The following is a 19,095-nucleotide window of genomic DNA, read 5'->3' as shown; positions in this document are numbered from 1 at the left end:
GGCGTCACCTCACCGATGCGGGGCCGTAGACCCAGTTGGGCAAGGCCAATGTCAATTCAGGGATCAGGATAATGATGATCATGCCAACGATATAGGCCGCGATGAAGGGCAGGACGGCGACCGAGATGCGCTCCAGCGAGATGGCCGAGATACGCGAAGCAATCGTCAGGTTCGCGCCCAGGGGTGGTGTCAGAAAGCCGATTTCGCAGGTGATGACGGTGAAGATGCCGAAGAGGACGGGATCAATGCCAAGGGATGTGACAAGCGGCAGGAAGACGGCCGTGAACAGCACGATCTGCGCGAGGCTTTCCATGAACGTGCCGATGAAGATGTAGAAGATGCCGATCAGCATCAGCACGAGGAACGGGTTGGTGGTGATGGAGGTGATCCCGGCCTGAACGGCGGCCGGTACGTCGTAGAAAGCCGTGAGCTGACCGAACGCCAAAGTTGGCGTTAGCAGGATCAGGATGCCGGTGAGGAGGGCGGTGAAGCGCAGCGCCTCAAGCACCTTTTTCGGCGTCAGCTCACGATAGATGAAAAGGCCCACGAAAAGCGCGTAGAAGACGGCCACACCGGCGGCTTCAGTGGGTGTGAAGATGCCGCCATAGATGCCGCCCAGGATCAGGACGGGCGCGCCGATGGACCATTTGCCCTCCCACGCGGCCTCAAGGAACGGGCGCCAGACGAACGGATCGCCACCGCCGCCATAGCCGCGTTTGCGTGCGATCAGGTAGGTGGTCAGCATCAGCAAGCCTGTGACGAGAATGCCCGGCAAGATGCCTGCAAGGAATAGACGTGGGATCGAGGTTTCCGACACGAGGCCGTAGATAATCATCAGGTTCGATGGCGGAATCAGACTGCCCAAAGCACCCGCGCTGGCCGTGATGGCGGCGGCGAAGGGAACATCATAGCCGTCCTTCTTCATCGCGGGCACGGTGGCCGAGCCGATGGCGGCGGTGGTCGCAGGGCCGGACCCTGACAGTGCGCCAAAAAGCATACAGGCGAAAACCGTCACCAGGCCCATTGAGCCGCGATAAGCACCGACCAATTTGGTGGCGATCCCGATCATTCGGTTCGCCATGCCGCCTGTTTCCATCAATCGACCCGCCAGCACGAAGAGTGGAATGGTCAGCAGCGGAAAGGGCGTAAGGCTGGAATAGCCTGTCTGCGCCAGCAGTGTGTAGGGGATTTCGATCAGGAACAGGGCCAACGCCGTCGTCAGACCCACGGCGGCGAACAGCGGCACGCCCATCACCACCAGGACGGTGAAGACCAGCGCGAGGATCAGAAGCTCGTTCAAAACAGATGCTCCTCATCCGGGGCATCGCCGTCTTCGGCCAACATGCCCGGCAAACCCTCCGCCCCATCCCGGAACCACAGGATGTAGGTCTGCAGCAAACGCGCCAACATGAACGCATAGCCGATCACGAGGATGGTCTGAGGGTAGAATTCGTTGATACGCAGGGATGGAGAGCGCGACGGGAATTGCCATAGGACCGTCAGATATTCCCACGAAACTTTCAGCATGATCACACAGAAGAAGGCCCATGCGATGTCGGCCATGAAGATCACGAACTTGCCCATACCTGTCGGCAGGGCCTGAACGGCCACCAGAATGCGGATGTGGAACCGTTCGCGCACACAAAGCGATGCGCCCATGTAGACGGCCCAAACCATTGCGATGGCGGCGGTTTCCTCCGTCCAATGCAGCGCGATTTCAAAGACGTAGCGGGCCAGCACCTGCGCAAACACCGCGCATGCAATAACGACAAGGGCGATGCAGCAGATCGCCTCCTCGAAGTGCTTTTCTAACCATCTGAGAACGACCATCGCCTGTCCCTTTCGGCGTGAGGTCAGAAAGAACGGGGCCACCGGTGCGGGCGGCCCCGTGTCGTGTTCTGCGAATTATTCGGCGGCGGCGTTGATCATGTTGACCAGATCAACAAACTCCTGCCCACGCTCGGCGGCGACTTCCTGCTGCACGACTTGTGCGGCGGCGATGAAGTCCGCGCGGTCGGGGTCGGTGCGGGTCATGCCGCCTTCTTCGACCAGCCATGTACGCACTTCCTCGGTCTCTGTCCGAACTTCTTCACTGAAGCGGTTCCCGGCATCGACAGCGGCACGCATGATCTGTTCGCGCTGTTCTTCGCTGAGGCGCTCCATGAACGAAGACGAGGCAAACAAGGGGGCCATGGCCACGAAATGCTCGAGGATCACGAGGTTCGGCATAAACTCATAGAAGCTCATGTCTCGGATGAATGACGTACCATTGTCGCCACCGTCCACCGTGCCAGTCTGCAGCGCCGTGGGTGTTTCCGACCAGGCTAGCGGCACTGGGTTCGCGCCGAATGCCTCAAACGTTGCCAGCATCACCGCGTTATTTGGCGTACGGATGCGCAGACCTTCCATATCGGCCATCGTCTCAACCGGGCGGACGGAATTGTAGAAATCGCGGTAAAGCGCCGGACCGAAGGACAGCAGGTGCACGCCCGTATCTTCCAGCAGTTGCGCGCGGATGAAATCACCCACTTCACCGTCGATCACACGGGCCATGTGCGACGTGTCCTGGAAGATGTATGGCAGAACCGTCACATCCATCAGCGGCCAATGGGGCGAGACATTGTTGGCGGTGATGAAAAAGCCATCGACGGTTCCAAGCTGCATCGCGCGGAAGCCTTCATCCTCGGTCGCAATCTGGTTGCAGCAGCGCAGGCGCACATCGACGGAGCCGCCGGTATATTCCTCGGCCAGTTCCTCAAAGATTGCGCCAAAGCGCCCGTAAAGTGAATCCTCTGGCGCGCCGAAGCCCACGTTCATCGTGATGTCTTGTGCTGCGACACTGGTCGCCGTCATGGCAATCGCTGCGACAGCCGCCGCCGTCTTCAGATGAAAACCCATTTCCAATCTCCCTTTTGGTCTTCGTTTTCCAGAAGCTTGGCACGGCTTTTTGTAACCGCCTAACGATTCCTGCAGAAACACCCAGCTTGTTGGGCGCGTGATGACGATGGTGAAAAGGGCGCGGGCGCGCAAAAAGCGTCAGACGTCGCCCTCAATCAGAAGCGACAATTCGGACGAGGCTTCGCGAAGCGCATCAAGGTAGGTAACGGCGCGATCCGTGTCGAAGCGTTGGGTCGGCGCGTGGAAGGACAAGGTCGCCATCAGGCGCCGGTTCGGATCGAGAATGGGCACAGCCATGGCAATCATGTCTTGCATGAACTCTTCGCGGTCCAGAGCGTAGCCATTGCGTTTGACCTCACCCAGCTCTGCCAACAATTGCTCGCGGCCGGTTATCGTATTGTCCGTCTGTTCTGTCAGGGTCGTGGCGTTCAAATAGCGTTGCAGGTGGTTCGGCGCGAGCGAGCTGAGGTACATCTTGCCAGACGCCGTGCAATGAAACGGCACGCGCGAGCCTTGCGGAAGCTGGATACGAAGCGGCCACTCCGTCTCCACCCGTTCCAGGTAGATCATCGCATCGCGGTCCGGCAGCGCGATGTTGCAGGTTTCACCAATTTCACGGCTCAACCGCTTGAGGATCGCTTGTCGCGCCGTTCGAATACGGAGGCTGGACATTGTGGAGGCAGCCAGCGACCGCATCCGTGGACCAGGAGAATAGGTCCGCCCGTCCATGTCGCGTTGCAAGAACCCTTCATCCTCCAGCGTGGAAAACAACCGGTGAATTGTGGGCTTGGGCAATTCGAGGGTCGCGTTGACCTCTGTCGGCGTGACAGGCACGCCGGCCCGCGCCACCTCCTCCAGCACCATCAGGAGCCGGAGGTTGGTTGGTATGGTTTCGCGTGCACGCTCGCCGTCCATTTAGCCGTCCCTTAGAGATCCGGCAGCAGCATCGTCGAGAGGGACGGTACCAGTGCCACAATGATCCAGATCGTGATCAGTGCGATCAAGTACGGCCACGTATAACGAAGCAGCCGGAAGTATGGCACCCCGGTTACGCCAGATGCGACGTAAAGGTTTAGACCATAGGGCGGCGTGATAAAGCCGATGGACGCACCGACGAGGAATATCACCGCAAACTGCACAGGTTCCACGCCGATATCATGGGCAATTGGTGCCAGAATGGGCGCAAGGATAATGGTCACTGGCAGGGACTCCAGCACCATGCCCGAGATGAAGACGATGATCATCGCAGTGAAGAGAACTGCGTAGTAGCCGCCCATGCCGGTCACGAATTCGGTCAGGAAGGCCTGTGCACCAAGCACCGATAGGATCTGCTGCATCACCACCGAGATTGCGATCAGCGGTGCAAGGATCCCGGTGATCTGGGCCGAACGCATCGTGATCGACGGCAGTTCCAGCGGGCCGAAGCCGTTCACGACCAACATTCCGCCAAAGCTACGTTCATCCACCGGACGGTCTTCGCGGGTGGCGAAGGCTGGGTTCGTGCGCGACACGATCTTCGTAATCGCGAGGCAGAGGAAGCCGACGATGACACAGAAGCCAACGGTCACACCCGCCGCTTCGGTGGGCGAAAACTTACCGGTGTAGATGCCCCACAGCACAAGGCCGATGGCGAAGAAACCAAGCCATGCGCCAACGCCAGTCTTCATCACACGGACGATTGAGAGGTTGATGATGTGACCCCACTTGTTCTTGAAGCAGACCAGGAAACAGGCGGTCATCATTGCCAGAACCATCAACGTGCCGGGGATGATGCCCGCAACGAAAAGGTCCGAGATCGGCAGGTTCATCAGGAAGCCATAGACGATGAAGATGATCGACGGCGGGATGATGATGCCCACGGTGCCGCCCGCCGCGGCGGTCGCGGCCGAGAAGCGCTCATCATAGCCCCCTTTCACCATTTCCGGGTGAAGCATGGAGCCGATGGTGGCCGTCGTGGCCGAGTTGGACCCCGAGATGGCGGCGAAAAGGCCACATGCGCCAAGCGCTGCCATGGCGAGGCCGCCCCTGACCCAACCAAGACAGGCATAGGCATAGTCGGTTAATCGCCTTGCGATACCTGAACGGTTGATGAGGTCCCCGGTCAGGATGAAGAGCGGCATGGCGAGAAGCGCGAAGCCATCAGTGAACACGCGGGAAAGCGCCGCGCTCATATTGTCGAGCGGCAGGCCAAGGACGAAAGACATCCCGATGACCCAGTAGCCGATCACAAGGAATACGGGCACGCCCAACATGAACAGGAACGTGACGCCCAGTGACAGGAGCGTAATGAGGGTACCGTCGCTCATGCGTCACCTCCGATCACAGCTTGCTTGATGATGGCGTCGCCGGAACGGTAGTTCCGCAAATCCTCGAACCAGTTTTCGAGGACACGCGCGACTAGGAAAATGAAGGCAACCGGTACAGTCAGGATGAACCACCACTGCATCAGGTTGTCAGTGCCGGGAACAATCTGGAAGTTGTCCGCGGCGTTCGCCACCACGCGGCTGCCGGTGACGATCACTACCCACGAAAACCCGATCCACAGCACCGCATCGACAGTCAGCATGAACATCTGCCCGGCACGCGGCATGTTCGTGCGGAATTCGCTGAACGCCAGGTGCGTGCGGAGCTTCACGTTATAGCTGCACCCCACCCACGTCATCACAAGGAACAGGAACGGCGGCAGGGTCGTGGTCCAAGGCCAGGGGCGGAGCCAAACCGGTGTGTTTGAGAAATCCATACCCAACATCCCCGGGACGAAGCGCTGGATCACCCCAAAGAAGATGATGCCGCCGATGGAAAGATACGAGACCACCATCACGTAGCCTTCCAAGTGTTTTTCGAGGAAGGGTGACACGCGGTAGAGCCCCATGATCAGGAAACCGCCAACGACCAAAATCACCAGCCCCAGGATCCAAGCCGCAGGCAGGTCAAGCGCTTGGCTGATCTCCCATGAGCTTCCACCTGCAAAGGCTGCGATGATCTCGCCTATGCCACTGAAAATCTCTCCCATTTGCCCCTCCCGGCGTATGAAAGTTGTCACGTGCAGGGTTTCTGCGGCCCTGCTTGGTATGCCTTTTGAAAACCCCCAAGGCGGGGCCTTTCAGAAGGCGCATAGATCATTTCGGTATTTAACCACGCGCTCCCATCGTGGCGTCAATCCCATTTTAGGGGAAAGCGGCGGCCCCCGGTTTTGGCTGGGGACCGCCGTTAGTTTTGCCTAGTGTGATCCGATTTATCGGATCAGCCGCGCCACCAACGACGAGGCTCGACGTTCTCGGCGAGCGTGTCTTCGGGGATCTCACGCGCGATGTCGAAGATCTCCTGATAGGTGTCGGCACCGCCGGCCCAACCGTTGAGACGCTCACGCCACTGGGCCCAGGGCTCAGGGTTGTACTCAGGCGAGCACATTTCGCGTGCAATCTGGATCTGGTCTTCGCCAAGGCGTGCAACGCGCACGTCGTTTTCAGCAAAGATCGTGCCCGGCATCGGCGGATCAGTGAAGCCAACAGTGTTGACCAGCGCTGCTTCGTTGGCTGCCTGCACGTGAACCTGCGTGAAGTACGCCGATTCCATGATGGCGTCCTGCAGGTGACCTTCGAGGCTGTCAAAGAGTTCTGCGTTCATACCGGTATGCTCGGTGCCGCAGAAGAACTTCAGGTCGACCGACTGGCTGACCACTGGCGACATGTTGGCGTAGGCCACAGCCGATGCCCATGTCTCGGCGCCGTCGATCAAGCCCTGGCGCAGGCCGTCGAGGGTCTCTTCCCACGCGATCGGCGTCGGGTTGAGGTTCATCAGGTCCATTGCGATCCGGCCAAGTTGAGTACCCGTCACACGGTTACGCGTGCCGAACAGCTCTTCCAGCGTGGTCACGGTTTCGCGGTCTGCGAAGGACTGACCCAGCTGGATACCGCGCAGTTCCGCATGGCTGAAGAGGAACTTCACACCGTGACGGCTTTCCAGCGGCTCGCGCAGAAGGCGCATCGAGTCGGGGTGATACAGGAAGTGGTACTGATCAGCGCGCGAGCGGAACATGTACGCATAGTCGAGCACGTTCAGATACGGCGCGGAACCAGCGGAGTTCTGTGTCGAAGCGGAATAGAAGTCCACCACGCCAAGCTGTGCCCGCTCAAGGCAATTCAGCTGACCACAGATCTGGTTGTCACCAATGAACTCCAGGCGGATTTCGCCGTCGGTCCGCTCTTCCAGGTCACGGGCGAATTCCAGAACACCAGCCCGCTCGATGAGCAGGTTGCGCTGGTTGAAGCCGGCTGCGCCCATCTTGAGTTCGTAGCGAGCGGGCGTGTTCAAGCGGCGGTCATACGTTGACTCAACAGCGCGTGCCAGCGACGGTAGGGTCACCGCACCTGTCAGCGTCGCAGCACCCATCATGACCGACGACAGACCGTAGGTGCCTGTCAGTTTCATCAAGTCTCTGCGCGAAACCTGGCTGAGGACTTTCGAAGCCTTCATTTCCATTACCTCCCAATAATGCGCAAAATTGATACTTGTGGTCTCAATCTTGCTCAACTTATGGTCGTGCTGGCAAGAGAAATCTTCTTCTCGCAACGATTCTGTGCGGAGGGGCTGGGAAAATGACGGAACTTTCAGCGGACTATGTCATTGTTGGCGCCGGTTCGGCAGGCTGTGTGCTGGCCAATCGCTTGTCGGCCGACTCAAAGAATCGCGTCATTCTGCTTGAAGCCGGAGGGCGCGACTGGAACCCGTGGATCCACATTCCGGTTGGATATTTCAAAACCATCCACAATCCATCGGTCGATTGGTGCTACAAAACTGAGCCCGATCCCGGCCTTAATGGACGCTCTATTGAATGGCCGCGCGGTAAGGTTCTAGGCGGGTCATCTTCGCTCAACGGATTGCTCTACGTACGCGGGCAGCCGCAGGACTACGACCGTTGGCGGCAGATGGGGAATGCAGGCTGGGGATGGGACGATGTGCTGCCCCTGTTCAAGCGCGCTGAGCATAACGAACGCGGCGCCGACGAATTCCACGGCGATCAAGGCCCCCTGTCCGTTTCAAACATGCGCATCCAGCGCCCGATCACAGATGCCTGGGTCGCGGCGGCGCAGTCGGCTGGCTACAAGTTCAACCCCGATTACAACGGTGCCGAACAGGAGGGCGTGGGCTACTTCCAGCTGACCGCCAAAAACGGGCGGCGGTGCAGTTCCGCTGTGGCCTACCTGAAGCCCGCACGCAGTCGCGAGAACCTCCAGATTGTGACCCACGCACAGGTGGACCGCCTGCAATTGGACGGGAGGCGCGTCACTGGTGTCGAATACACCGACCGTAGTGGACAGGTTCAGGTGGTCAATGCGGGCCGCGAAGTGATCCTGTGCGGCGGCTCCATCAATTCGCCCCAGCTTCTGATGCTGTCCGGAATTGGCGAGGCCGCGCAACTGGCGGAGCATGGGATCAATACCGTGCAAGAGCTGACCGGCGTGGGCAAAAATCTGCAAGATCACCTACAAGCGCGGCTGGTCTACAAGTGCAACGAGCCTACCCTGAATGACGAGGTCTCTAGCCTTGTGGGGCAGGCCCGTATCGGTCTGAAATATCTCATGTTCCGCGCTGGCCCGATGACAATGGCGGCAAGTCTTGCCACGGGGTTCATGCGCACAAATGACAGCGTTGAAACACCCGATATCCAATTTCACGTGCAGCCGCTTTCGGCCGAAAATCCTGGCAAAGGAGCGGACAAGTTCAGCGCTTTCACGATGTCGGTTTGCCAGCTGCGTCCCGAGAGCAAGGGCGAAATCCGTCTGAATTCGTCACAGCCGCGCGATTATCCCAAGATCATCCCCCGCTACCTGTCGACCGAGACCGATTGCAGAACAATGGTTGCAGGTGTGAACATCGCACGCACGATTGCCCGCCATGCGCCGCTAACCTCGAAAATCTCGGAGGAATTCCGCCCCAACCCTTCGCTGGACATGGACGACTATGACGCGACTTTGGATTGGACGCGGTCGAACACGGCATCGATTTATCACCCGACAGGAACCTGCAAAATGGGCCAGGGGGCGGACGCGGTGGTTGATGAACGGCTTCGTGTTCACGGGATTTCCGGCCTACGGGTGGCTGATTGCTCGATCATGCCAGAAATCGTCTCCGGCAACACCAATGCCCCTGCGATCATGATCGGAGAGAAAGCGTCAGACATGATCCTCGAAGATGCGAAAGCGGCCCTGTCCGCGGCGTGAGCGCCCCTGATCTCCGCCACATTCTTGCCGCATTTGCCGTGAGTTTCGCCCAATTCCTGTCACGCAAAGCTGGTTTATTGACGCCCAATAACCAGTAACGGCCGCAAAAGGTCGAAGTGAGCAGGCCAAATGGCAACGATTAACGGCAACGCGTCAGACAATAATCTGACTGGGACAGGCAGTGCCGACAGCATTACGGGTTTCGAAGGCAACGACACCATCACCGGTGGCGGCGACGACGATATCATTGACGGCGGCGCGCCGAGTATCACTCCAACAGCACTTGATCTGAACTGGACGTCGCAAGGCGGAAATGGAACCAACCTTGCCGGCGGGTTCACTCAGAATACCGGCGGCATCAACGTCGGTGTCAGCTTCACCAACGATGGCGCGGGCAATACGGCTCAGGTCAGCACGACCTCGACCTATGTTGCGGGCGGTGAGACCTACAACGCAAATTCCAACCTGCAATTGGGCGGCAATGGCGGCTCGGATGCCTGGACAGTCGATGTCGATTTCTCGTCTGTCACCGGCTCGGGATTTGCCGATGAAGTCCAGAACGTCTCGTTCCGCCTGCAAGACGTCGACGCGAACGGCTGGACCGACATCTTCACGGTAAACGCCTACGACGCCAACGGAAATTTGGTACCGGTTGTTCTGACGCCTGCCGGTGACGACTCTGTCTCAGGCAACACCGTCACGGCAGGCGCCAGCAGCACGTCCGCAAACGATCCCCTTGGCTCGGTTCTTGTGGAGATTGCGGGTCCGGTCGCCTCGTTTGAGATCATTTATGCAAACGGCGGCACGGTCGGCCAATTGGCCTGGATCACAGATGTCGAGTTCGAAGCCGTTCCCACCGATGAAGATCAGCTTTTTGGCGAGGCCGGGAACGATACGATTTCCGGCGGGCTCGGCAATGACTTGCTGGACGGCGGCGACAACAACGACAGCCTCGATGGCGGCAGCGGCAATGACACGCTACTTGGCGGCGCCGGCAACGACACGGCGCTCGGCGGCGACGGGCAGGACAGCCTTGAAGGCGGTAGCGGGCGCGACAGCCTAGTTGGCGGGGACGGCGACGACACGCTGGAGGGCGACAGTGGCAACGACACGCTGGAAGGCGGTGCCGGTGACGACAGCCTTCTTGGTGGTAGCGGGTTCGACATCCTGGCCGGTGGCGAAGGGGCCGACACACTCGATGGCGGCAACGGCAATGACACAATCACTGCGTCAGGCGGTGACGTGGTCATTGGCGGCGAAGGCGGGACCGACACTGCGGACCAGCTTATCGTAGACAACGTGGCCGAAGTGATCTTCGACCCAACCAACAGCGAAAACGGAACAGTCGTTTTCAATGATGGCTCCACGGCGACATTCACCGGCATTGAAGAGCTGATCGTAAATGGCGGCCCCGATGGGATCGTCGCGGGCACAGCCGGCAACGATGTCATCGACGCGAACTACGTCGATGAAAACCTCGAACAAGTCGACAATAACGATGGGACACTCGGCACGACCGGAGATCAGGATCTGATCCAGGCCGGGATGGGTGACGACACCGTCTACGCCGGTGACGGCGATGACTCGGTCGTCGGTGGTCCAAGCGACCCATTGATCACTGGCAGCGTCGAAAACCTAAGCTGGGTTGCCGAAGGTGCCAACGGCACCAATCTGTCGGACGGTTTCACACAAGACACCGGCCTTGCCAATATAACCGTATCGATAACGAACGACGGTGCGCTGAACCAGTCGCAGGTCAACAGCGCTACGCAATACACCGCTGGTGGGTCCGAACCGTTCGCCACCAATTCCGGCCTCTCGTTGGGTGGGAATGGCGGCCCCGATGTGGCCACGGTTACGTTCGACAGTGATGTGGAGCTGACCAACCTTTCCTTCCGTATCAACGATGTCGACAGCAACACTTGGGAAGACATCGTCACCGTCAACGCCTTCGACGCCGATGGCAATCCGGTCGCGGTCACACTGACTGCCGCTGGAGATGACACGGTATCGGACCAAACCGTGACCGCAGGCACAGCAGCAGATGATCCAGACCTCGCCAACGGGTCTGTTCTGGTTGAGATTGCAGGGCCCATTACGTCGTTCGAGGTTATCTACGAAAACGGCGATACCGGTGGGCAACTCGTCTACCTGACCGATGTGCACTACACCGCCAGCGAATTTGACGACGACCTCCTGCATGGTGACCAAGGCGGCGATACGCTGGAAGGTGGCGCGGGCGATGACGTTCTGTTCGGGGATCAGCTGGCGATCGATCCCACGACGATCCCATCCGGCACGGGCGGCACGCCCACGTCGGTTACTTTCCAAAACGACAGCCCCTACGCGGTTGAGTTGGCGCAGATCGACAGCTCGGGTGCAGTCGTTTCGGTCATCACAATCCCGGCGGGCAATGATTTCACCGCAGCATCCACCACGCAAACCAACTGGGTGCTGCGTGATCCGTCCACCGGTGACATCCTTCAGGTTTATGAGACGCCTGCCGATAGCTCCACGCAAGTGTTCGACAGCAGCGGCGCCGACAGCCTTGACGGCGGGCTCGGCAACGACACGCTATCGGGCGATTTTGGCAACGACACGCTGGACGGTGGAGCGGGCGATGACAGCCTTTCAGGTGGCGCGGAACAGGATCTGTTCCAGTTCTCCGACGGCTTCGGCACCGATACCGTGGATGGCGGCGAGGACGGTGATGATTTCGACACGCTCGATTTCAGCGCAATGTCCACGGGTATCAACGCCGTTTTCGATGGCGATGAACAAGGTGATGTGAACGACACGGGGTCCGCGGACTCGGTCGAATTTACCAATATCGAGCAGGTCACGGGTACGGCCCAAGACGACACGATTGATGCCGGCGCATCCACGGCTGACCAGACGCTGATTGGTGGCGGTGGTGCGGACAGTCTTGTTGGCGGCTCGGGCAACGACACGCTCTATGGCGATAGCGGTGATGGAACGGCGGCGAACGGCACACTGATCTACGAGGATGACTTCGACAACGGCGCTGCGGGTTGGAGCCCGGCGACGACTGACAATACCGATCCCTTCTTCGGCTCGGTCCTTGGGCGGGTTCAGGGCACTGCGAACGCAAATGACATCGAGATCAGCCGTACCTTTGATCTGGACGACAGCTACGACGATGCGGTCATCGAGTTTGATTTCCACCGCATCGACAGTTGGGACAACGAAGAATTCCAGATCTATGCCAATGGCGATGAGATCTTCAGCCAAGCCTTCTTCCCCAACACCGCCGTAGGCGGATCGAACACCATCACCGTTGGCGGTGTTACTTACACGGTCACGCTGACCTCTCTCGGGGATGCAGCAGCCAATGGTTATTGGACAAACGGGCAAAGCTGGACCAACGACCAAAGCTTCCGCGTGCGGATCGAAGTGGAGGATGCACCGGATACGCTGGAGCTCGGCTTTGGCTCGACCCTGAACCAAAGCGTCACCGACGAAAGCTATGCGCTCGACAATTTCGCGATTGTCTCGACCAACGACACGTCGATTGATCCCACCACGTTCACCTCCGCCGGTTCGTCGAACAACGACACCATCGAAGGCGGCGATGGCAACGACTCCATCATGGGCGAGGAAGGCGCGGATCAGCTTTCGGGCGATGCGGGCAATGACACCATTGATGGCGGCGAGGGCGAGGACAACATCCTCGGCGGGTCTGGCGAAGACAGCATCATCACCGGTCAGGGCGCGGATACCGTCAACTCGGGCGATGACGCAGACTGGATCTTCGGCTCCTCCGGCGATGTGATCGACGGCGGCGAGGGCGGCGATGACAACGACACGCTGTTCCTTGGTGATGACGGCGCGGTCATCACCTACGACAGCGGCAACCCGGAAAACGGGACGGTCACGTTCAGTGATGGCACAACGCTCACCTTCACCAATATCGAGACAGTTATTCCCTGTTTCACACCGGGCAGCCGGGTGAAGGTCGAACGCGGGACATACAAGGTCGAAGACCTGCGTGTTGGCGACCTGATCGAGACGCGCGACAATGGCCTGCAACCCATCCGCTGGATCGGCCGCAAATTGCTGACCCAAAGCGACCTGTCAAAGGCCCCACACCTGCGCCCCATCCGAATCCGCAAGGGTGCGTTGGGCAATGGTGTGCCGAACCGGGATATGGAGGTCTCCCCCCAGCACCGAATGCTGATCGAAGGCGTGCAGGCCGAGCTATTGTTCGGGGCCGATCAGGTTCTCGTGCGCGCGAAGCATCTGACGCATTTGCCGGGCGTTGAGGTCGTCAGCGCATGTGAGCGCGTGACCTACATCCACTTGATGTGCGAGGCGCATGAGGTGATCTGCGTCGACAAAGCCTGGACCGAGAGTTTCCAGCCCGGCGACATGGTGCAAAACCAGGAAGCGCGGGAGATTTTCGGCGATCTGCTGATGGAATTCCCCGAACTCGAAACCGAGGAAGGCCGGGCGCACTACACCTCGGCCCGGTTGAGCCTGAAGGCCCATGAAGCTGCGCTGATCTCGAACGAGGTGCTGGGTTAGACCCGTCGCAGAGGTGCGTCGCGCTTGTTCGCCAGATTGGGAATTTGGGCGCGGGTTTTCTCAACCCTCGTTAGGTCCAACTCCACCACTTCCAGCTTCGGCGCACCGTGTTCCAGATCGACGATGACCTTTCCCCAGGGATCCACCGCGAGCGAATGGCCATAAGTTTCGCGCCCGTCGGCGTGGTGACCCGCCTGTGCCGGTGCGATGACATAGGCCCCCGTTTCAATCGCGCGAGATCGCAGCAGAACATGCCAATGGGCGCGACCCGTGGGCACGGTGAAGGCCGCAGGGCTGAAGATCACGCGCGCACCGCCTTCGGCCAGTGTGCGGTGCAGATGCGGAAAGCGCATGTCGTAGCAGATGGTCAGGCCCATCGGGCCCCAGGGCGTCTCCGCCAGAACGGCAGCGTCACCCGGCGCGAAAGCCTTGCTTTCCTTGAACGTTGCGCCCGGCACGTCAACGTCGAAGAGGTGGACCTTGTTATAGGTCGCGCGAATGTCGCCGCTCGGGTCGATCAGCGAGGATTGGTTGAAGAACCGCCCATCGGGGGCCAGCACGGGGGTTGAGCCGGAGTGGATCCAGATGCCCTGCTTTGCCGCTTCTTCCCGGCAGGCGGCAATGAACGGGTCATCCTCAGCCGCGACCACTTGCGTCTGCGACACCGCCCGGTTGGCATTCATCAGGCCAGAGACCTCTGGCAAGGCGAGCATATCCGCCCCCTGCCCTTTCGCCTCCACCGTCAGCGCGCGCATCGTTTCGATATTCGGCGCGTGGCTATCGGCCGAACACATCTGGGCGATGGCGATGCGGATGTTATTTTCCATGATCACTTAACGTGCGTGCGATGGCGTCTTTCCACCCCGCATAGCGCGCCTTGCGGGTGCCATCGTCCATCTGCGGCTGGAACGTGCGGTCCACGGCCCAACGGGCGGCGAATGCCTCTTGATCGGGGTAGATGCCCGCGCGATTGCCCGCGATCCATGCAGCGCCAAGCGCAGTCGTCTCCAACACCTCGGGCCGGTCCACAGGCGCGCCAAGGATGTCGGACAGGAACTGCATCGTCCAATCGGACGCCGTCATGCCGCCATCGACACGGACCGTGCCTGTCTCACCGGGATAGTCAGCGGCCATGGCTTCCAACAGATCGCGGGTCTGGAAACCTACGCTTTCCAAAGCGGCGCGCGCGAACTCGGCGGGGCCGGAATTTCGGGTCAGCCCAAAGATCGCACCGCGTGCATCCGGGTCCCAATACGGAGCTCCAAGGCCGGTGAAAGCTGGCACCATATAAAGGGTTTGCGACGGGTCAGCCTGCTCGGCCAAGGGCGCGCTTTCCGGCGCATCCTTGATGATCTGCAACCCATCGCGCAGCCATTGGACAACCGCGCCCGCGATGAAGATGGAGCCTTCAAGCGCATAGGTCGGTTTGCCATCAAACTGATATGCAATCGTGCCAAGCATCCGGTTTTGCGACGTCACCAGCGTGTCGCCCGTGTTCAGCAGCGCGAAGCAGCCTGTGCCATAGGTGGATTTCAGCATCCCCGGTTCAAAGCACGCCTGCCCGACCGTCGCGGCCTGCTGATCGCCCGCCACGCCGAGGATTGGGATCGAACCGCCAAACTCCGTCGTTTCCCCAAAGTCCGCCCCGCTGTCGAGCACTTCAGGCAGGATCGCGGCGGGGATGTTGAGCATCGACAGGATGTCATCGTCCCACCGACCCTCGCGGATATTGTAAAGCAACGTGCGGGCGGCATTCGTGGCGTCGGTCACGTGGCGCGCGCCGCCGGTCAGACGCCAGATCAGAAAGCTGTCGATGGTGCCAAAAGCGAGCTTTCCCGCTTCAGCCCGCGCCCGCACACCATCAACGTTATCCAGCAGCCAGGCCAGCTTGGTGCCGCTGAAATACGGATCAAGCAGCAGGCCCGTCTTTTCCTGCACCATGGCCTCATGGCCTTCGGCCTTCAGCTGCGCGCACATCTCCGCCGTGCGGCGGTCCTGCCAGACGATGGCATTATGAACGGCCTCACCGGTCTCACGATCCCACAGCACAACCGTCTCGCGCTGGTTCGTGATGCCGATGGCCGCAACGTCCCCACCCTTGGCCAGCGCGCCTTTGCAGACCTCGACCACGCTGTCCCAAATCTCTTCGGGGTCGTGTTCCACCCAGCCCGACGCCGGGAAGTGCTGCGTGAATTCCTTCTGGGCGGAGGCCTTGGGGCGCAGATCGCCGTCAAAGACAATCGCGCGGGAAGAGGTTGTGCCTTGGTCGATGGCTAGGATTTGGGTCATGGAAGCTCCTTATCCGAAGCGGTTCGGGCCGAGTGTGCCCTTGGTCACGTAGAAGATGAAGATCACGATGCCGTAGATCAGCATCCCCAGCACGAAGAAGCCGATCAGGGCAAAGAACGCTGGAGGCGGCTCGCTTGAAAACTGACCGGATGCCTCGCCAGCAATGGCGACAACAATGATCGCGATGTAGAAGACCAGGCTGACCAGCATTCCGCCGCCCAGCCACCAACCCGTTCGGTCCAGGTCGTGGATGCGCCGCCAAGACACCGCCAGTTGCGGCAGAAGAAGGCCAAATATTGCGATCACCGAGAAGATTGGGACGAAGAAGGGGACGCCGCTCGCGGCGATCGCCATGATCAGAACGACATCCACAATCTGTGCGACGAAAACGACGATGTAGGTGAACAGGTAGAAGAACCAGAACTCAGACCGGCTGGCCCGGCCCGAAAACGTCGCATATTTCGACATGCAGACCTTGGCAGCCTCCATGAACTCCCGCGATGGGGCGCCGACATAAAGACCATCGGGTCCAATTTCCGGGTTGGTGTCCGCCTCAGGGGCCGCCTGCTGAAGCGGTGGCGGTGTGGCACCCGTGAACGTGAAATGAGACCGCGCGGGTTCCCAATTCGCAAGCTCCGCTTTCCAAACCAACGTGTCCGGCGTGACGGTGCCAACCTCGATCAGACGTTCAATCTCAGCCGTATCGACAGGGCCTTGCCGTTCATCACCTACCGCATAGTACCATTCAGTCATCAGGCGCTGTCCTTCCAGGTCGTTCGGCCCGCATTGATCGTGGCTTTGTGGGCCACGTCAAGGCGTTCAAGCCGCCAGTCGTTGCTCGGACATGAAGGCATCCAGCGCCGCGATCTGATCTGCGCTCATCAACAGCCCCAGCTTAGACCGCCGCCAGACAACATCCGCCGCCTCGCGCGCATATTCGCGGGTCATCAGCCAACGGACCTCGGCCTCGGTCAGGGTTGCGCCGAAGTCGCGGCCCAGATCCTGCGCGGTCTTGGCAAGGCCCAACAGATCCTTGGCATCGGTGCCATAGGCCCGCACCAAACGCCGCGCCCAGCGATCGGTCAGGAACGGATAGGCCACCATCAGCGCACCGATCTGCGCCTGCACACCTTCTACCGGGAAATCCCCGCCGGGCAGCGGCACGCCCGCCGTCCATTTTCCCTTCGCCTGCGGGAAGTAGCGCGCAAGCTTGGCCCACGCATCTTCGGCCAGCACGCGGTAGGTGGTGATCTTGCCGCCAAAAACGTTCAGCATCGGCGCGCCATTGTCGTCGAGCGACAGAACATAATCCCGCGTCGCGGCCGTGGCCGATTTCGCTCCGTCATCGTAAAGCGGGCGGACGCCGGAATAGGTCCAGACGACATCATCGGCCGTCAGGCTTTCCTTGAAGTATTCGTTGGCGAAGTTCAGCAGGTAATCCCGTTCCTCAGGCGTACATTCCGCTTTTCGCGGATCGTCGGTATGTTCAGCATCCGTTGTCCCGATCAGGGTGAAATCCGTCTCGTACGGGATGGCAAAGATGATCCGCCCGTCAGTACCTTGGAAGAAATAGCATTTCTCATGGTCAAACAGCTTGCGTGTCACGATGTGCGATCCCCGCACCAGACGAACGCCCTCACTCGAATTCTGCCGCGCCACGTTACGCACGACATCCGCCACCCACGGCCCGCCCGCATTCACGAGCGCCTTGGCGTAGACAGTGCCAGCTCCCTCGCCTTCGAGTTCAATCCGCCAAAGGTCCCCTTCACGCTCGGCGCTGATCACCTTGGTGCGCACCATTATCTTGGCACCGCGCTCTTCCGCGTCGCGGGCGTTCAGCACAACAAGTCGCGAGTCCTCCACCCAACAATCCGAATACTCATAAGCCTTCGTGAACCGATCCTGCAGCGGTGCGCCTTCCGTAGTGCCATCCAGGGACACGCTCGCTGTTCCAGGCAGGATCTTCCGCCCCCCAAGATTGTCATAAAGGAACAGCCCCAACCGGATCAGCCAGTTAGGGCGACGGCCCTTCATCCACGGCATCACCATCGTCAGGATGCGCGAGGTCGGCGTGGAATTGTCAAACCGCATATCCTTCGACAGCGGAAGGACAAAGCGCATCGGCCAAGAGATATGCGGCATCGCTTGCAGCAGGACCTCACGTTCTTTCAGGGCGTGGCGGACCAGCTTGAATTCGAAGTACTCCAGATAACGCAGACCTCCATGGAACAGCTTGGTCGACGCGCTCGACGTGGCCCCGGCAAGATCCTCCATCTCGGCCAAAGCCACTTTTAGACCCCGGCCCTGCGCATCGCGCGCGATACCGCAGCCGTTGATGCCGCCGCCAATGACTAAAAGATCGTACGTGTCTGCCATGTCCGTGTCTCCGCGAATATCAAACGCGTCGTTTCACTTCATGTTCGCTTCGTCAAGTTCAGCTTTCGCTTTTGTTCGGTTTGTCGCGTCAATCTGCCTGAACGGCCGAAATAAGCGCCTCAACCTGCGGCCCCAGCGCATCGACGATCAACGCAACACCATTCGCGTTGGGGTGAATGCCATCGGCCTGCATCAGGTCCACAACATTGCCCGGATCGCTTTCCGGCGTTCCAAACAGGCCCTCAAAGAAGCTTTCGGCAAACAGCGTGCCGTATTGGCGCGCAAGGTCTGGGTACATCGCATCAAACGCCTGCTGGTAATCCGGCCCGTAATTGCCCGGCGCCTGCATCCCGACCAGCAAAACCTCAACATTCGCGTCCAGCGCGGCGTCCAGAATGCCGGCCAGGTTGGCGCGGCTGGCCTCTGGTGGGATCGCGCGCAGAAGGTCGTTGCCACCCAACGTCACGATCATGCCGTCGACCTCATCGGTCAGCGTCCAGGCCGCCCGCGCTAAACCACCTGCCGTTGTATCACCGGAAACACCTGCATTGATCAGCCGCACGTCATGGCCCCGCGCCTGCAACCAAGCTTCCAACTGGGGCACAAAGCCCTCCTCCTGCACCAGTCCATAGCCTTGCGTGAGGCTATCGCCCAAAGCTGCAATGACCACTTCCTCTGCCGCCACCGGCATCGCGATTACGAGTAAGGCCGATAGCCCGAGAAGGGGCCGCTTGCTTCGTGCGCCCACGGCCCCATATGCCAT

At 60.0% G+C, this 19,095-nt stretch carries 14 protein-coding genes; 2 read left to right on the top strand and 12 right to left on the bottom strand.

The window, feature by feature from the left end; all coding sequences use genetic code 11:
* Positions 1-4 precede the first annotated feature (4 nt).
* The 7 genes from V8J81_RS00875 to V8J81_RS00845 form a co-directional block, all read right to left on the bottom strand.
* Positions 5-1,300, bottom strand: a complete 1,296-nt coding sequence (locus tag V8J81_RS00875) for a TRAP transporter large permease (protein ID WP_368473865.1) — start codon at positions 1,298-1,300, stop codon at positions 5-7.
* Positions 1,297-1,830, bottom strand: coding sequence for a TRAP transporter small permease (locus tag V8J81_RS00870; RefSeq protein ID WP_368473864.1), 534 nt, complete (start codon positions 1,828-1,830; stop codon positions 1,297-1,299). The genes V8J81_RS00875 and V8J81_RS00870 overlap by 4 nt, the downstream gene beginning before the upstream one ends.
* A gap of 75 nt (positions 1,831-1,905) precedes the next feature.
* Positions 1,906-2,898: a TRAP transporter substrate-binding protein gene (locus tag V8J81_RS00865; RefSeq protein WP_368473863.1), complete on the bottom strand. Its 993-nt coding sequence runs from the start codon at positions 2,896-2,898 to the stop codon at positions 1,906-1,908.
* A 138-nt stretch (positions 2,899-3,036) separates the two neighbouring features.
* A complete protein-coding gene (locus tag V8J81_RS00860) occupies positions 3,037-3,813 on the bottom strand; it encodes an IclR family transcriptional regulator (protein ID WP_368473862.1) in 777 nt (258 codons plus the stop codon).
* An 11-nt stretch (positions 3,814-3,824) separates the two neighbouring features.
* A complete protein-coding gene (locus tag V8J81_RS00855; protein ID WP_368473861.1) occupies positions 3,825-5,204 on the bottom strand; it encodes a TRAP transporter large permease in 1,380 nt (459 codons plus the stop codon).
* Positions 5,201-5,911 carry a TRAP transporter small permease gene (locus V8J81_RS00850; protein ID WP_368473860.1) on the bottom strand — a complete coding sequence of 237 codons (711 nt, stop codon included), beginning with the start codon at positions 5,909-5,911 and terminating at the stop codon, positions 5,201-5,203. The genes V8J81_RS00855 and V8J81_RS00850 overlap by 4 nt, the downstream gene beginning before the upstream one ends.
* Positions 5,912-6,141: 230 nt before the next feature.
* Complete coding sequence (locus tag V8J81_RS00845) at positions 6,142-7,374, bottom strand: TRAP transporter substrate-binding protein (protein ID WP_368473859.1); 1,233 nt, start codon at positions 7,372-7,374, stop codon at positions 6,142-6,144.
* A gap of 122 nt (positions 7,375-7,496) precedes the next feature.
* Here V8J81_RS00845 and V8J81_RS00840 point away from each other — a divergent pair, with 122 nt between their 5' ends.
* Both V8J81_RS00840 and V8J81_RS00835 read left to right on the top strand, forming a co-directional pair.
* Positions 7,497-9,122, top strand: coding sequence for a GMC family oxidoreductase (locus tag V8J81_RS00840; protein WP_368473858.1), 1,626 nt, complete (start codon positions 7,497-7,499; stop codon positions 9,120-9,122).
* Positions 9,123-9,251: 129 nt separating this feature from the next.
* Entirely contained in the window at positions 9,252-13,667 is a 4,416-nt protein-coding gene (locus V8J81_RS00835; protein WP_368473857.1) for a Hint domain-containing protein, read from the top strand.
* On the opposite strand, the gene V8J81_RS00830 is transcribed toward V8J81_RS00835, so the two are convergent.
* The 5 genes from V8J81_RS00830 to V8J81_RS00810 all read right to left on the bottom strand — a co-directional run bounded on the left by V8J81_RS00830 (position 13,664) and on the right by V8J81_RS00810 (position 19,095).
* Positions 13,664-14,494: a carbon-nitrogen hydrolase family protein gene (locus V8J81_RS00830; protein WP_368473856.1), complete on the bottom strand. Its 831-nt coding sequence runs from the start codon at positions 14,492-14,494 to the stop codon at positions 13,664-13,666. The genes V8J81_RS00835 and V8J81_RS00830 overlap by 4 nt on opposite strands.
* Positions 14,484-15,956: a glycerol kinase GlpK gene (gene glpK / locus V8J81_RS00825; RefSeq protein ID WP_368473855.1), complete on the bottom strand. Its 1,473-nt coding sequence runs from the start codon at positions 15,954-15,956 to the stop codon at positions 14,484-14,486. Before glpK ends, V8J81_RS00830 begins: the two co-directional genes overlap by 11 nt.
* A gap of 9 nt (positions 15,957-15,965) precedes the next feature.
* Complete coding sequence (locus V8J81_RS00820) at positions 15,966-16,709, bottom strand: DUF805 domain-containing protein (RefSeq protein WP_368473854.1); 744 nt, start codon at positions 16,707-16,709, stop codon at positions 15,966-15,968.
* A gap of 66 nt (positions 16,710-16,775) precedes the next feature.
* The gene (glpD, locus tag V8J81_RS00815; protein ID WP_368473853.1) at positions 16,776-18,332 is read right to left on the bottom strand and encodes a glycerol-3-phosphate dehydrogenase; all 1,557 of its coding nucleotides are present in this window, start codon (positions 18,330-18,332) and stop codon (positions 16,776-16,778) included.
* Positions 18,333-18,420: 88 nt separating this feature from the next.
* Positions 18,421-19,095, bottom strand: a complete 675-nt coding sequence (locus V8J81_RS00810) for an arylesterase (RefSeq protein ID WP_439649917.1) — start codon at positions 19,093-19,095, stop codon at positions 18,421-18,423.

The organism is Gymnodinialimonas sp. 202GB13-11 (assembly GCF_040932485.1).
Lineage (GTDB): Bacteria > Pseudomonadota > Alphaproteobacteria > Rhodobacterales > Rhodobacteraceae > Gymnodinialimonas > Gymnodinialimonas hymeniacidonis.
Note: the sequence above shows the minus strand (reverse complement) of the source record. Positions and strands in the feature narration are given on the sequence as shown.